This window comes from Streptomyces sp. IBSBF 3136, from assembly GCF_036815105.1.
Classification (GTDB): Bacteria; Actinomycetota; Actinomycetes; order Streptomycetales; family Streptomycetaceae; genus Streptomyces.
In genome coordinates this window covers 51,445-64,001 of the sequence record NZ_JAJSZC010000017.1, presented here as the reverse complement: position 1 = coordinate 64,001, position 12,557 = coordinate 51,445, and the positions used below count along the sequence as shown (strand labels likewise).

Sequence of the window (12,557 nt, the reverse complement as noted above, 5' to 3'; positions counted from 1 at the left end):
GTGGTGTGGGGGTGGTGGGGCGGTACGGGCGCGGGGGGGCGGCCCCCCCCCCCCCCCTCCCGGGTGTCCGGTTCGGTGGTCCGGCCGTTCGGCCGCCACCTGGCCTTCGGCGCCGACCCGAGGACGCAGATGCGGGTCTCCTGGCAGGTGCCGTTCGCGGTACGGCGGCCCTCTCTGCGTCTCGGGACGCGCCCGGACGACCTCGGCCGCCTGATCCCGGCCGAGCTGCGCCCCCTGCGCACGCCCGGGGTGCGGGGGGTGCGGCCGGCGGTCGAGCAGTACTACCTGCACGCGGCCCTGGACGGGCTCCGGCCGGGCACCACGTACTACTACGGCGTCGGGCACGAGGGCTGGGACCCGGCCGCGGCCGCTCACCGCACCGCCCTCGCCTCGTTCCGCACGGCGCCCGCGGCGGCGGAGCGCTTCGTCTTCACCGCCTTCGGCGACCAGGGCGTCGGCCGGGCCGCGAACGCCAACGACCACCTGGTGAAGCGTCAGAACCCGGCCTTCCACCTGCACGCGGGCGACATCTGCTACGCGGACGTCAACGGGGCCGGGCGGACCTCGGACGGCTACGACCCCACGTTCTGGGACCTGTTCCTGAAGCAGAACGAGCCGGTGGCGCGGTCGGTGCCGTGGATGGTGACGACCGGCAACCACGACATGGAAGCCTGGTACTCGCCGGACGGCTACGGCGGCCAGCTCGCCCGGTTCTCCCTGCCGGACAGCGGGTTCGACCCGCGCGGGACGCCGGGCGCCTACGCGTTCACCTACGGCAACACCGCCTTCGTGGCGCTGGACGCCAACGACGTGTCGTACGAGATCCCCGCCAACCACGGGCACAGCGGCGGCCGGCAGACCCGCTGGCTGGACGCGAAGCTGGGCGAGCTGCGGGCCAGGCGGGGAGTGGACTTCGTGGTCGTCTTCTTCCACCACTGCGCGTACTCGACCTCGCAGCACGCCTCGGACGGCGGGGTGCGGGAGAAGTGGCTGCCACTGCTCGCCAAGCACCGGGTGGACCTGGTGATCAACGGGCACAACCACGTCTACGAGCGCACGGACGCCATTCGCCACGGCGCGGTGGGCCGGGAGGTGCCGATCGGCGGGTCGACCGACCCCGCGCGGGACGGGATCGTATACGTCACCGCCGGCGGGGGCGGCCGCGACCTCTATTCCTTCCCCTCGGGCGTCAAGGACAGCTACGAGGGGCACGTCGGCCGGCATCGCGCGGTGCCGGCCTTCCACTGGGCCCGGGACAAGGAGCGGGTGCCGGAGACCGCGCACTGGTCGCGGGTGCGGTACACGGGATTCTCGCTGCTCAGGGTGGAGGCGTGGCCCGGTCCGGCACCGCGGCTGAAGGTGTCGGCGCTCGCGCAGGACGGCCGGCGGATCGACCACTTCGAGGTGCGGCGCGGCGGCTGAGGCCGCGCCGCCCCCCACCCCGTGGGGGTCCCCGGGCCGGGCGGGTGACGNCCCCCCCCCCCGCCCCCCCCCCCCCCCCCCCCCCCCCCCCCCCCCCCCCCCCCCGACGGGGTGCGGCTCCCGGTCAGGGGCGGCTCAGTGGCCGGTCTCGCCGCCGTTGTCGCGGCGGTCGAGGGCGCGCTGGAGGGCGGCGGCGGCGTTCTTGCGGTCGGACTCGCTGGTGCGGGTCGCGTGGCGGACCCGGGGGCGGACGGTCGTCTCGGCCATGGCAGATCGACTCCTTCGACACACGTGGCGTGCGCAATGAGGGTTACGAGACGCCGGAAGGGGCGGGGAGCAGCGGCCACAGGGGTTGCCTGCACGGGGCCCGGCTCACGACCGCCATTCGCTGGATCGAGCGAGACGTTCGGCTTCTTCCAAACTAAGGGAGCGGGCCGCGCCTGTCTGCCCAATTACTCGGACTTCCTACTATCTGAGACGGTGGATCGACTCACACCGCGCTGACCTGGGCTTTCTCTGTCCGGGGCGCAGGGGCCGAACGGTCCTCAGGTGATGTCGCCGTCCCGCCAGTCGAGGACGAGTCCGTGGTCCGGGTCGAGCTGCGGCCCGCCGGCGGGCGGGCGCAGGTACACGCCGCCCTCCTCCTCGCGCAGCCGGACGATCCCGTCCGGTGACAGGGCGTGCACCTGTCCGGCCCACCGCTGCCAGCCGCGGGCCGAGTACAGCGCGGCGCCGTCCTCGCTCGCGGCGAGCGCGCCGAGGTCGTAGGCCCGGTCGACGATCAGCTCCAGCGCGCCCATCACCCGCCCGCCGAGCCCCTGGCGGCGCACGTCCGCGCGGACGGCGACGGCCTCCACGTACCCGGTGCGCAGCCAGCGCCCCCGGTGCCGTGTCCGCCGCATCACGACCGAGCCGTGCGCGGCGAGCCCGGCCGCGTCGTGGACGAGGGCGTGCATGCCGCCGAGGCCGTGGTCCCAGTCCTGGTCGCCGAAGTCGCCGTCGAACGCGGCGTCCAGCAGGGCGCGGGCGGCGCGCAGCTCGGCGGGGTCGAGGTCGGCGGTGTGCGCGGTGCGCAGGCGGGCGGTCATGGGGTCAGGCTAGGACGCGCGTCGGGGCCGGGAGCCCGGAATTGGAAACGGGGGGGGGGGGGGGGGGGGGGGGGGGGGGGGGCGGGGCGCGGGGGGGGGGGGGGGGGGGGGGGGGGGGGGGGGGGGGGGGGGGGGGGGNGTGTCAGGCTCCCCGGCCCGTCGCTCGGGGGGGCGGCGATCAGCCCATGTGCGGGTACGTGTAGTCGGTCGGCGGGACCAGGGTCTCCTTGATCGCGCGGGTCAGGGTCCAGCGCAGGAGGTTCTGGGGGGCGCCGGCCTTGTCGTTGGTGCCGGAGGCACGGCCGCCGCCGAAGGGCTGCTGGCCGACGACGGCGCCGGTCGACTTGTCGTTGATGTAGAAGTTGCCCGCCGCGTACCGGAGCTTCTCCATCGTGTACGCGGCCGCCGCGCGGTCGTTGGAGACGACCGAACCGGTGAGCGCGTAGTCCGACACCGACTCCATCTGGGTCAGCATCTCGTCGTACCGGTCGTCCTCGTAGACGTACACGGCGAGGAACGGGCCGAAGTACTCGGTCGTGAAGACCTCGTTCTCCGGGTCGGTGCACTCCACGACGGTCGGGCGCACGAAGTAGCCGACCGAGTCGTCGTAGGTGCCGCCCGCGACGATCGTGCAGGTCGGGTCCTCCTTGGCGCGGTCGATCGCGGCCTTGTTCTTGGCGAACGAACGGTCGTCGATCACGGCGCCCATGAAGTTCGACAGGTCGGTGACGTCACCCATGGTGAGGTAGTCGACCTCGGCCGCGAACTCCTCCTTGAAGCCCGAGTTCCAGATGGAGGCCGGGATGTAGGCGCGGGAGGTGGCGCTGCACTTCTGGCCCTGGTACTCGAAGGCACCGCGGGTCAGGGCGGTCTTGAGGACCGCGCGGTCGGCGCTCGGGTGCGCGACCAGGAAGTCCTTGCCGCCGGTCTCGCCGACCAGACGCGGGTAGGAGCGGTAGTTCTCGATGTTGTTGCCGACCGTCTTCCACAGGTACTGGAAGGTCTTGGTCGAGCCGGTGAAGTGGATGCCGGCCAGGTCGCGGTGGGCCAGGGCGACCTTGGAGACCTCGATGCCGTCACCGGTGACGAGGTTGATGACGCCCTTGGGCAGGCCCGCCTCCTCCAGCAGCTGCATGAGGAGGACGGCCGCGTGGGTCTGCGTCGGGGACGGCTTCCAGACCACGACGTTGCCCATGAGCGCGGGGGCGGTGGGCAGGTTCGCGGCGATCGCCGAGAAGTTGAACGGCGTGATCGCGTAGACGAAGCCCTCCAGCGGGCGGTGGTCCATGCGGTTCCACACGCCCGGGGAGTTCGCCGGGGGCTGCTCGGCGAGGATCTGGCGGGCGTAGTGGACGTTGAAGCGCCAGAAGTCGACGAGCTCGCAGGGGCTGTCGATCTCGGCCTGCTGGGCGGTCTTCGACTGGCCGAGCATGGTGGAGGCGGCGATCGTCTCGCGCCAGGGGCCGGAGAGCAGCTCGGCGGCGCGCAGGATGATCGCGGCGCGGTCGTCGAAGGACATGGCGCGCCAGGCCGGTGCGGCGGCCAGGGCGGCGTCGACGGCGTCCTGCGCGTCCTGCTGGGTGGCGTGGCGCAGGGTGCCGATGACGGCCTTGTGGTTGTGCGGCTGGACCACCTGGAAGGACTCACCGCCGCCCATGCGCTTCTCGCCGCCGATGGTCATCGGCAGGTCGATCGGGTTGTCGGCCAGCTCCTTGAGCTTGGCCTCCAGGCGCAGGCGCTCGGGCGAACCGGGGGCGTAGCCGTGCACCGGCTCGTTGACGGGGGTGGGGACCTGGGTCACAGCGTCCATGAGATCCGTAACTCCTTGTACGTGAGCGGGTGTTCGGGCTCAGCCCTTGCTGACCATCGACCGGAGGAAGAAGCGCAGGTTCGCCGGCTTCTCCGCCAGACGGCGCATGAAGTAGCCGTACCAGTCGGTGCCGTAGGCGGTGTAGACGCGCATGCGGTGGCCCTCGGCGGCCAGGCGCAGGTGCTCGTCGCCGCGGATGCCGTACAGCATCTGGAACTCGTACTCGTCGAGCTTGCGGCCGGCCTGGTGGGCCAGCTCCTGGGCGATGGAGATCAGGCGCGGGTCGTGGGACCCGATCATCGGGTAGCCCTCGCCCTCCATCAGCGTCCTCAGGATGCGCACGTAGGCCTTGTCGATCTCGTGCTTCTGCTGGTAGGCGACCTCGGCGGGCTCCTTGTAGGCGCCCTTCACCAGACGCACGCGACTGCCGGCCTCGGCCAGGCGGCGGGCGTCGGCCTCGGTGCGGAAGAGGTAGGCCTGGATGACGCAGCCGGTCTGCGGGTGGTCCTTCCGCAGCTCCTCGTGGATGGCGAACATCGAGTCCAGGGTGGTGTGGTCCTCGGCGTCCAGCGTGACGGTCGTGCCGATGGCGGCGGCGGCCTCGACGACCGGTCGGACGTTGGCGAGGGCCAGCTCGTGGCCGCCCTCCAGCGCCTGGCCGAACATGGACAGCTTGACGGACATCTCGACGCGCTCGCCGAGCCCCAGCTCCTTGAGCCGGCCGACCAGCTCCAGGTAGGCGTCGCGGGCGGCGGCGGCCTGCTCGGGGGTGGTGATGTCCTCGCCGACGACGTCCATCGTCAGCTCCAGGCCCTTGGCCGTCAGGTCCTCGATGATCGGGACGATGTCGGCCACGGTCTCGCCGGGGATGAAGCGGTCGACGACCTGCTTGGTCACCGGGGCCGCCGAGATCAGGCGTCGCATCCGGTCGCTGCGCGACGCGGCGAGAATCACGGGACCCAGCACGGGGCACCTCCACAGGCAAGCATCTAAAGGGCCACTACCCGACTGTCCGGGCACGGCACGGAGAACCACTGTGAAACCTATGGATTTATCCGATCGTGGGCCATCGACAGCTGTCACGCATCCCCGCACCTGATCTCAGACAGATGTATGAAGAAGGCCGGGGAATGCGGGACAATGCCCGGGTGGCGACCGATCACAAGGGTGACTACCAGGAGCTGGTGGACGAGATCTCGGAGCTGCTGGGCGCGCCGGCGACCCTGGAGAACCGGGACTTCGAGCTGATCGCCTTCGGCGCGTACGACAGCGAGGGCGACCTGGACCCCTCGGCCCTCGACCCGGTGCGCACGCGCTCGATCCTGACCCGGCGCTCCACGGCGGCGGTGCGCACGTGGTTCGAGGGCTTCGGCATCACGCGCGCGACCGGACCGGTGCGCATCCCGCCGACCCCGGACGCCGGTGTCTACCGCGGCCGCATCTGCCTCCCCGTGCGCCACCGGGGGGTGGTCCTCGGCTACGTCTGGCTGCTGGACGACGATCCGGGCCCGACGGACGCGCAGCTCGCCGCCGCCATGCAGGTGGCCGGCCGGATCGGTGCGCTCCTGGCCGACGAGGCGCAGGCCGGGGCCGACCTCGGCCGGGAGCTGCGGGCGGTGCTGGCGGCGGAGCGCGGCTGGCAGCAGGACATGGCGGTGGCCGAGCTGCGCACGGCGCTGGGGCCGCGCGCGGACGTCCCGCACACGCTGGTCTGCGTGGCGCCCTGGCCGTCCGCCGATCCGGAGCAGGCGCCGTCCGCGCGCACGGTCCCGCACGCCACCGCGCTGTGCACGGTTCCGTGGGGGGCCACGGAGCAGAGTCTGGCGGTGCTGGTCCGGCTGCGCGCGACCGACGTGGTGACGCCGGCGCTGACGGCGGCCGCACGGCTGCTGAGGGAGACGGAGGGGACCCAGGCCCGCGGCTCGCGGGGCCTGCCGGGGGCGGCCGCCGGGGTCGGGGAGCCCCGGACCGGACTCGCCGAGCTGGGGGACGTCTGGCGGGAGGCGTCCGCCGCGGCGCGCGCGGCGCTGGCCGAGCCGCGGCTCGGGCCCGTCGCCGAGTGGCGGCTGATCGGGCCGTACCGGTTGCTGACCGCGCTGCCCCCGCAGTCCGCCCACGATCCGGTGGTCGGCCCGCTGCTGTCCCCCGCCCACCGGGAACTGGCCCGCACCGCCGAGGTGTACCTCGACTGCGCGGGCCAGGCCGGCCGCACGGCCGCCGGCCTGGGCATCCACCGCCAGACCCTGTACTACCGGCTCTCCCGGGTGGAGCAGCTCACGGGCCTGGACCTGGACGACGGCGAGGACCGACTGCTGCTGCACATGGCACTGAAGCGGGCCCGACTGTAATCCGGCCGCGGGCGGCCCTGCGGGGCTCAGACCGGCGGGATCTCAGCCTTCGTGGCCGCTTCGATGACCTGGTGCAGGCCCTCGGTCAGGGCGTCGCCCTCGGGGGCGTTCTTCGGGTCGAACGTCCACTGGGCGATGAGTCCGGTCATGAGCGTCAGGTAGAAGCGGCCGAGCGTGTCCGCGCTCTCGTCGGAGACCTCCTCCTCCGGCACTCCCGTCAGCAGCGCCACCAGTCCGCGCCCGCCCTCGCGCTGGGCCCGGGACAGGTGCTCGCGCACCACCGGCATGTCGAGGGTCATGACCTCCATGCTCAGCCGGTAGACCGAACCGGGCTCCCGCATGGTGGCGATGATGTTGGACCAGACCCACCGGAAGCGCTCCAGTGATCCGGGCGCGCCCTCGGCCAGGGTGCCGCTGCCCTCGAAGGCGCCGGACACGTTCTCCATGAGCGCGACGTAGGCCTGTGCGAGGAGGGCGTCCTTCGAGCCGTAGTGGTAGCCGATCGAGGCCAGGTTGGTGCCGGACTCCTTCACGATGTCGCGCGCCGTCGTCCGCGCGAACCCCTTCTCCAGCAGGCAGCGCTTGGCGCCTTCGAGCAGATCCTCACGGTGTCCCATACCGGTCAGGCTACCCGGCGATCCATACAGGCGTCCCAGACGGATGACTTATACAAGAGTTCTACACGTACGTCCTACGCAGATGTTCTATACAAGCGTTCTAGACAAGCGTTTAAGACGTCCGTACAGTCGCTGTCATGACGAACTCGACGAGCACGACCGCCGTCGGCGCCGAGGGCGCCCCCGTCCGTGCCGGACGCCGCGAGTGGACCGCTCTGGGCGTGCTGATGCTGCCGCTGCTGCTGGTCTCCATGGACGTCTCGGTCCTGTACTTCGCCACTCCGGCGATCAGCGCCGACCTGCGGCCGAGCGGCACCCAGCAGCTGTGGATCTTCGACATCTACGGCTTCCTCCTGGCCGGCCTGCTGATGACGATGGGGTCGGTGGGCGACCGCATCGGCCGCCGCAGGCTCCTGCTGATGGGCGCCGCGGCCTTCGGCGGGGCCTCGCTCCTCGCCGCCTACGCCGACAGCGCCGGGACCCTGATCGCGGCCCGCGCGATCCTCGGCATCGGCGGCGCCACCCTGATGCCGTCGACGATGGCCCTGTTGCGCACGATGTTCACCGACCCCGGCCAGCGGGCCAAGGCGATCGGGCTGTGGTCCGGGGTGATGACGGGCGGTATCGCCCTCGGCTCGGTGATGAGCGGCGTCCTCGTCGAGCACTTCTGGTGGGGCTCGGTCTTCCTGGTCAACCTGCCCGCGATGGCGCTGCTGCTGGTCCTCGGGCCGTTCCTGCTCCCCGAGTCGAAGGACCCGAACCCCGGCCGCTTCGACTGGCCGAGCGTCCCGCTGTCGATGGCCGCCGTGCTGCCCGTGATCTACGGCCTGAAGGAGATCCCCTCCGAGGGCTGGCACCCGCTCTACGTCCTCTCGGTGACGGTCGGGCTCCTCTTCGCGGCGCTCTTCGTCCACCGTCAGCGCACCGCGGCCTCACCGCTGGTCCCGCCGGCCCTGCTGCGCCACCACGGCTTCACCCCGGCGCTGGTCCTGACCCTGGTGTCCGCGTTCGGCATGATGGGCTCGGCCATCTTCACCACCCAGTACCTGCAGTCGGTCCTCGGCAAGAGCCCGCTCGAGGCCGCCCTGTGGAGCCTGCTGCCGTCGGTGCTGATCGGTGTCGCCGGCCCGGTCACCGGGATGCTCGTCGCCCGGGGCGTCCACCGCGGCCACGTCGTCGCCGCCGGGTTCGCCGTCACCGCGATCGGCTACGCGGCCCTCGCCCTGGTGGGCACCGACTCCCTCTGGCTGGTGCTGGCCGCCGCCGGGGTCCTGGCCTCCGGCGTCGTGATGGTGATGTCCCAGCTCACCGACCTGGCCATGTCCACCGCACCGGTGGAGCGTGCGGGCACCGCCTCCTCCCTGCTGGAGACGGCCACCGAGTTCGGCGGCGCCCTCGGCATGGCGGTCCTCGGTTCCGTCGGCGCGGCCGTCTACCGCCACCGGATGCCGTCCTCGGCGCCGGCCGAGGCCCGCGAGACCCTGGGCGGCGCCCTGGCCGACGCCGCCCGGCTGCCCGGCCGGGCCGGTCAGTCCCTGCTCGCCACGGCACGGGAGGCCTTCACCACCGGGATGCACGGCGTGGCGATCGCCGGGGCCGTCGTCCTGGCGCTGGCCGCGGTGGGAGCGGCACTGACCCTGCGGAAGATCCGGGTGGGTGACGCCTAGGACACCGGGCGACGGCCGGAGCACACGGAAAACGCCGGACGGGCCGAGGGATCTCGGTCCGTCCGGCGTTTCGGTACCCGGACGCGCGGAAGGTCAGACCAGGTTCACCGAACGGGCGGACGTCGCCCCGATCTCCTCGGCGACCTCGGCCAGCACGCCGGGGGCGACCGTGTCGTCGACGGTGAGCACGGCCAGCGCCTCGCCGCCCACCGTCGCACGGGCCACCTGCATGCCGGCGATGTTGATGCCCGCCTCGCCGAGGATGCGGCCGACGGTGCCGACGACACCCGGGCGGTCCTCGTAGCGCAGGACGGCCATGTGGTCGGCGAGCGCGAGGTCGACGTCGTACTCGCCGACCGCCACGATCTTCTGGACGTGCTTCGGACCGGCCAGGGTGCCGGAGACCGACACCTCCTCGCCGTTGCCCAGCGTGCCGCGCACCGTCACCACGTTGCGGTGGTCCGACGACTCGGAGCTGGTGGTCAGGCGGACCTCGACACCGCGCTCCTGCGCGAACAGCGGCGCGTTGACGTAGGACACCGTCTCGTCCACGACGTCCTCGAACACGCCCTTGAGCGCGGACAGTTCGAGCACCTTCACGTCGTGCTGGGTGATCTCGCCGTAGACCTCGACGTCGAGGCGGACCGCGACCTCGCCCGCGAGCGCGGTGAAGATGCGGCCGAGGCGCTCGGCGAGCGGCAGACCCGGCTTCACGTCCTCGGCGATGACACCGCCCTGGACGTTCACCGCGTCCGGCACCAGCTCACCGGCGAGCGCGAGGCGCACCGACTTCGCGACCGCGATACCGGCCTTCTCCTGAGCCTCGTCCGTGGAGGCGCCGAGGTGCGGGGTGCAGACGACCTGGTCCAGCTCGAACAGCGGGGAGTCGGTGCAGGGCTCCTTGGCGTACACGTCGAGGCCGGCGCCGGCGACCCGGCCCTCCTTCAGCGCCGCGTACAGCGCCGCCTCGTCGACGATGCCGCCACGGGCCGCGTTGACGATGCGCACGCTGGGCTTGACCTTGCGCAGCGCCTCGTCGCCGATCAGGCCGAGGGTCTCGGGGGTCTTGGGCAGGTGGACGGTGATGAAGTCGGAGACCTCGAGCAGCTCGTCCAGGGAGAGCACCTTGACGCCCATCTGCGCGGCCCGCGCGGGCTGCACGTAAGGGTCGTAGGCGACGACCTTCATGCCGAAGGCGGACATCCGCTGCGCGACCAGGGCGCCGATACGGCCCAGGCCCACGACGCCCAGCGTCTTCTCGGCCAGCTCCACGCCCGTGTACTTGCTGCGCTTCCACTCGCCGTTCTTCAGCGCGGCGTTGGCCTGCGGGATGTTGCGGGCGGTGGCCAGGATCAGACCGCAGGCCAGCTCGGCGGCCGTGACGATGTTGGAGGTCGGGGCGTTGACGACCATCACGCCGGCCTTGGTGGCGGCGGAGACGTCCACGTTGTCCAGGCCGACGCCGGCACGCGCGACGACCTTGAGCTTCCTGGCGGCGGCGACGGCCTCCGCGTCGACCTTGGTGGCGGAGCGGATCAGGATCGCGTCGACGTCGGCGATGGCGGGGAGCAGTTCGGCTCGGTCGGCTCCGTTGGCGTGCCGGATCTCGAAGTCCGGGCCGAGCGCGTCGACGGTCGCGGGCGACAGCTCTTCAGCGATGAGTACGACGGGTTTCGAGCTCACGTGAGTCCTCACAAGTCCAATGCGGACGGCCGTCCCGACGGCCGCTGGCGGTGGAGGGGGCTAGCCGCGGAAGACGCACGACGCTGTGGGCCTGACGCGTATGTTGTCCAGCAGTCTAGTGGCGCCGCGGTCGCCGTATTGCGCCGCTGCGGAAGTATCACCCGTCCGTGGCTGGACGGGTTGGACAACCGGTGAACGGCGTTAGCGGATCGTCGTCGGCCCGGCCGGGTCCGGGTGGCGGAAGGGGGCCGGAGCAGCGTGCCCCGACCCCCTGACGCGAGGCTTACGCCTCCTCGTTCACCCAGCTCATCAGCTTGCGCAGCTGCTTGCCGGTGGTCTCCAGCAGGTGCTCGGAGTCCTGCTGCTTGTACTCGTTGTACTTCTTCAGACCGCCGTGGTACTCGTCCATCCAGGTCTGGGCGAAGGTGCCGTCCTGGATCTCGGCGAGGACCTGCTTCATCTCGGCCTTGGTGGCGTCGGTGATGATGCGCGGGCCGGTGACGTAGTCGCCCCACTCGGCGGTCTCGGAGACGGACCAGCGCATCTTCTCCAGGCCGCCCTCGTACATGAGGTCGACGATCAGCTTCAGCTCGTGCAGGCACTCGAAGTAGGCGATCTCCGGCTGGTAGCCCGCCTCGACCAGGGTCTCGAAGCCGGCCTTGACCAGGGCGGAGGTGCCGCCGCACAGCACGGCCTGCTCACCGAACAGGTCGGTCTCGGTCTCCTCGGTGAAGGTCGTCTTGATGACACCGGCGCGGGTACCGCCGATGGCCTTGGCGTACGACAGGGACAGCGCGAAGGCGTTGCCGGTCGCGTCCTGCTCGACGGCGGCGATCGCGGGGACGCCGCGGCCCTCCTCGTACTGGCGGCGGACCAGGTGGCCCGGGCCCTTGGGGGCGACCAGGGCGACGTCGACGCCGGCCGGGGCCTTGATGAAGCCGAAGCGGACGTTGAAGCCGTGCGCGAAGAACAGCGCGTCGCCGTCGTTCAGGTTCGGGGCGATCGACTCCTCGTAGACCTGGGCCTGGATCGGGTCCGGGATGAGGATCATGATGACGTCGGCCTCGGCGGCGGCCTCGGCCGGGCTCACCACGCGCAGGCCCTGCTCCTCGGCCTTGGCCTTGGACTTGGAGCCCTCGTGCAGACCGACACGGACGTCGACACCGGAGTCGCGCAGCGACAGCGCGTGGGCGTGGCCCTGGCTGCCGTAGCCGATGACCGCGACCTTGCGGCCCTGGATGATGGACAGGTCGGCGTCAGCGTCGTAGAACAGCTCGGCCACTTTGGGTTCTCTCCTTGGTGTGCAGATGGTGCGTCCCACCGTATGCCGGTGGGGGAACGGGAAGTTCTGGGGTCTCGGCATACGGGCGGCGCGGGACCGCCCGTACCCAAGCCTTACGCGGATCGGTCCAGCGCGCGCAGCGAACGGTCCGTGATGGAGCGGGCGCCCCGGCCGATCGCGATGGTGCCCGACTGGACCAGCTCCTTGATGCCGAACGGCTCCAGCATCTTGAGCATGGCGGACAGCTTCTCGCCGGACCCGGTGGCCTCGATGGTCACGGCCTCCGGGGAGACGTCGACGGTCTTGGCGCGGAACAGCTGGACGATCTCCACGATCTGGGACCGCGTCTCGTTGTCGGCGCGCACCTTCACCAGGACGAGTTCGCGCTGAACGGCCTGGCCGGGCTCCAGCTCGACGATCTTCAGCACGTTGACCAGCTTGTTGAGCTGCTTGGTGACCTGTTCGAGCGGCAGGTCCTCGACGCCCACGACGATGGTGATGCGGGAGATGTCGGGGTGCTCGGTGACACCGACCGCGAGCGAGTCGATGTTGAAGCCGCGGCGGGAGAAGAGGGCGGCGATCCGGGCCAGGATGCCCGGCGTGTTCTCCACCAGGACGGAGAGCGTGTGCTTGGACATTT

11 protein-coding genes are annotated in these 12,557 nt (G+C 71.6%); 3 read left to right on the top strand and 8 right to left on the bottom strand.

The features are described from left to right. A partial coding sequence (locus tag V7E45_RS06225; protein ID WP_333773059.1) for a purple acid phosphatase family protein occupies nucleotides 1-1,422 on the top strand: 1,422 nt, incomplete at its 5' end. 135 nt (nucleotides 1,423-1,557) lie between these two features. On the opposite strand, the gene V7E45_RS06220 is transcribed toward V7E45_RS06225, so the two are convergent. From V7E45_RS06220 to V7E45_RS06205, 4 genes are all read right to left on the bottom strand, one after another. After that, complete coding sequence (locus V7E45_RS06220) at nucleotides 1,558-1,689, bottom strand: hypothetical protein (RefSeq protein ID WP_333773058.1); 132 nt, start codon at nucleotides 1,687-1,689, stop codon at nucleotides 1,558-1,560. 278 nt (nucleotides 1,690-1,967) lie between these two features. Continuing rightward, nucleotides 1,968-2,510, bottom strand: coding sequence for a GNAT family N-acetyltransferase (locus tag V7E45_RS06215; RefSeq protein WP_333773057.1), 543 nt, complete (start codon nucleotides 2,508-2,510; stop codon nucleotides 1,968-1,970). A gap of 178 nt (nucleotides 2,511-2,688) precedes the next feature. Continuing rightward, the gene (pruA, locus tag V7E45_RS06210; RefSeq protein ID WP_333773056.1) at nucleotides 2,689-4,320 is read right to left on the bottom strand and encodes an L-glutamate gamma-semialdehyde dehydrogenase; all 1,632 of its coding nucleotides are present in this window, start codon (nucleotides 4,318-4,320) and stop codon (nucleotides 2,689-2,691) included. Between the two features lie 39 nt (nucleotides 4,321-4,359). Next, nucleotides 4,360-5,286, bottom strand: a complete 927-nt coding sequence (locus V7E45_RS06205) for a proline dehydrogenase family protein (RefSeq protein WP_333773055.1) — start codon at nucleotides 5,284-5,286, stop codon at nucleotides 4,360-4,362. A gap of 164 nt (nucleotides 5,287-5,450) precedes the next feature. Between V7E45_RS06205 and V7E45_RS06200 the strand changes: the two genes are divergently transcribed. Then, nucleotides 5,451-6,668, top strand: coding sequence for a PucR family transcriptional regulator (locus V7E45_RS06200; RefSeq protein WP_333773054.1), 1,218 nt, complete (start codon nucleotides 5,451-5,453; stop codon nucleotides 6,666-6,668). Between the two features lie 26 nt (nucleotides 6,669-6,694). Here the strand turns inward: V7E45_RS06200 and V7E45_RS06195 are convergent, their stop codons facing one another. After that, a complete protein-coding gene (locus V7E45_RS06195) occupies nucleotides 6,695-7,285 on the bottom strand; it encodes a TetR/AcrR family transcriptional regulator (protein ID WP_333773053.1) in 591 nt (196 codons plus the stop codon). A gap of 137 nt (nucleotides 7,286-7,422) precedes the next feature. On the opposite strand from V7E45_RS06195, the gene V7E45_RS06190 reads away from it, so the two are divergent. Then, the gene (locus V7E45_RS06190; protein ID WP_333773052.1) at nucleotides 7,423-8,952 is read left to right on the top strand and encodes an MFS transporter; all 1,530 of its coding nucleotides are present in this window, start codon (nucleotides 7,423-7,425) and stop codon (nucleotides 8,950-8,952) included. 93 nt (nucleotides 8,953-9,045) lie between these two features. On the opposite strand, the gene serA is transcribed toward V7E45_RS06190, so the two are convergent. The 3 genes from serA to ilvN form a co-directional block, all read right to left on the bottom strand. Then, nucleotides 9,046-10,635 (bottom strand): phosphoglycerate dehydrogenase, encoded by a 1,590-nt coding sequence (gene serA / locus V7E45_RS06185; protein ID WP_333773051.1) that lies wholly within the window; start codon nucleotides 10,633-10,635, stop codon nucleotides 9,046-9,048. Nucleotides 10,636-10,918: 283 nt separating this feature from the next. Beyond that, a complete protein-coding gene (ilvC, locus tag V7E45_RS06180; RefSeq protein WP_333773050.1) occupies nucleotides 10,919-11,917 on the bottom strand; it encodes a ketol-acid reductoisomerase in 999 nt (332 codons plus the stop codon). Nucleotides 11,918-12,030: 113 nt separating this feature from the next. Further along, nucleotides 12,031-12,555 carry an acetolactate synthase small subunit gene (gene ilvN, locus V7E45_RS06175; RefSeq protein WP_018544678.1) on the bottom strand — a complete coding sequence of 175 codons (525 nt, stop codon included), beginning with the start codon at nucleotides 12,553-12,555 and terminating at the stop codon, nucleotides 12,031-12,033. Between the last annotated feature and the right edge of the window lie 2 nt (nucleotides 12,556-12,557).

Excerpts from the sequence above, each read along its gene's own strand:
- V7E45_RS06220 (WP_333773058.1), bottom strand. The coding sequence starts at position 1,689 with ATGGCCGAGACGACCGTCCGCCCCCGGGTCCGCCACGCGACCCGCACC.
- V7E45_RS06215 (WP_333773057.1), bottom strand. The coding sequence starts at position 2,510 with ATGACCGCCCGCCTGCGCACCGCGCACACCGCCGACCTCGACCCCGCC.
- pruA (WP_333773056.1), bottom strand. The coding sequence starts at position 4,320 with ATGGACGCTGTGACCCAGGTCCCCACCCCCGTCAACGAGCCGGTGCAC.
- V7E45_RS06200 (WP_333773054.1), top strand. The coding sequence starts at position 5,451 with ATGCGGGACAATGCCCGGGTGGCGACCGATCACAAGGGTGACTACCAG.
- V7E45_RS06195 (WP_333773053.1), bottom strand. The coding sequence starts at position 7,285 with ATGGGACACCGTGAGGATCTGCTCGAAGGCGCCAAGCGCTGCCTGCTG.
- V7E45_RS06190 (WP_333773052.1), top strand. The coding sequence starts at position 7,423 with ATGACGAACTCGACGAGCACGACCGCCGTCGGCGCCGAGGGCGCCCCC.
- ilvN (WP_018544678.1), bottom strand. The coding sequence starts at position 12,555 with ATGTCCAAGCACACGCTCTCCGTCCTGGTGGAGAACACGCCGGGCATC.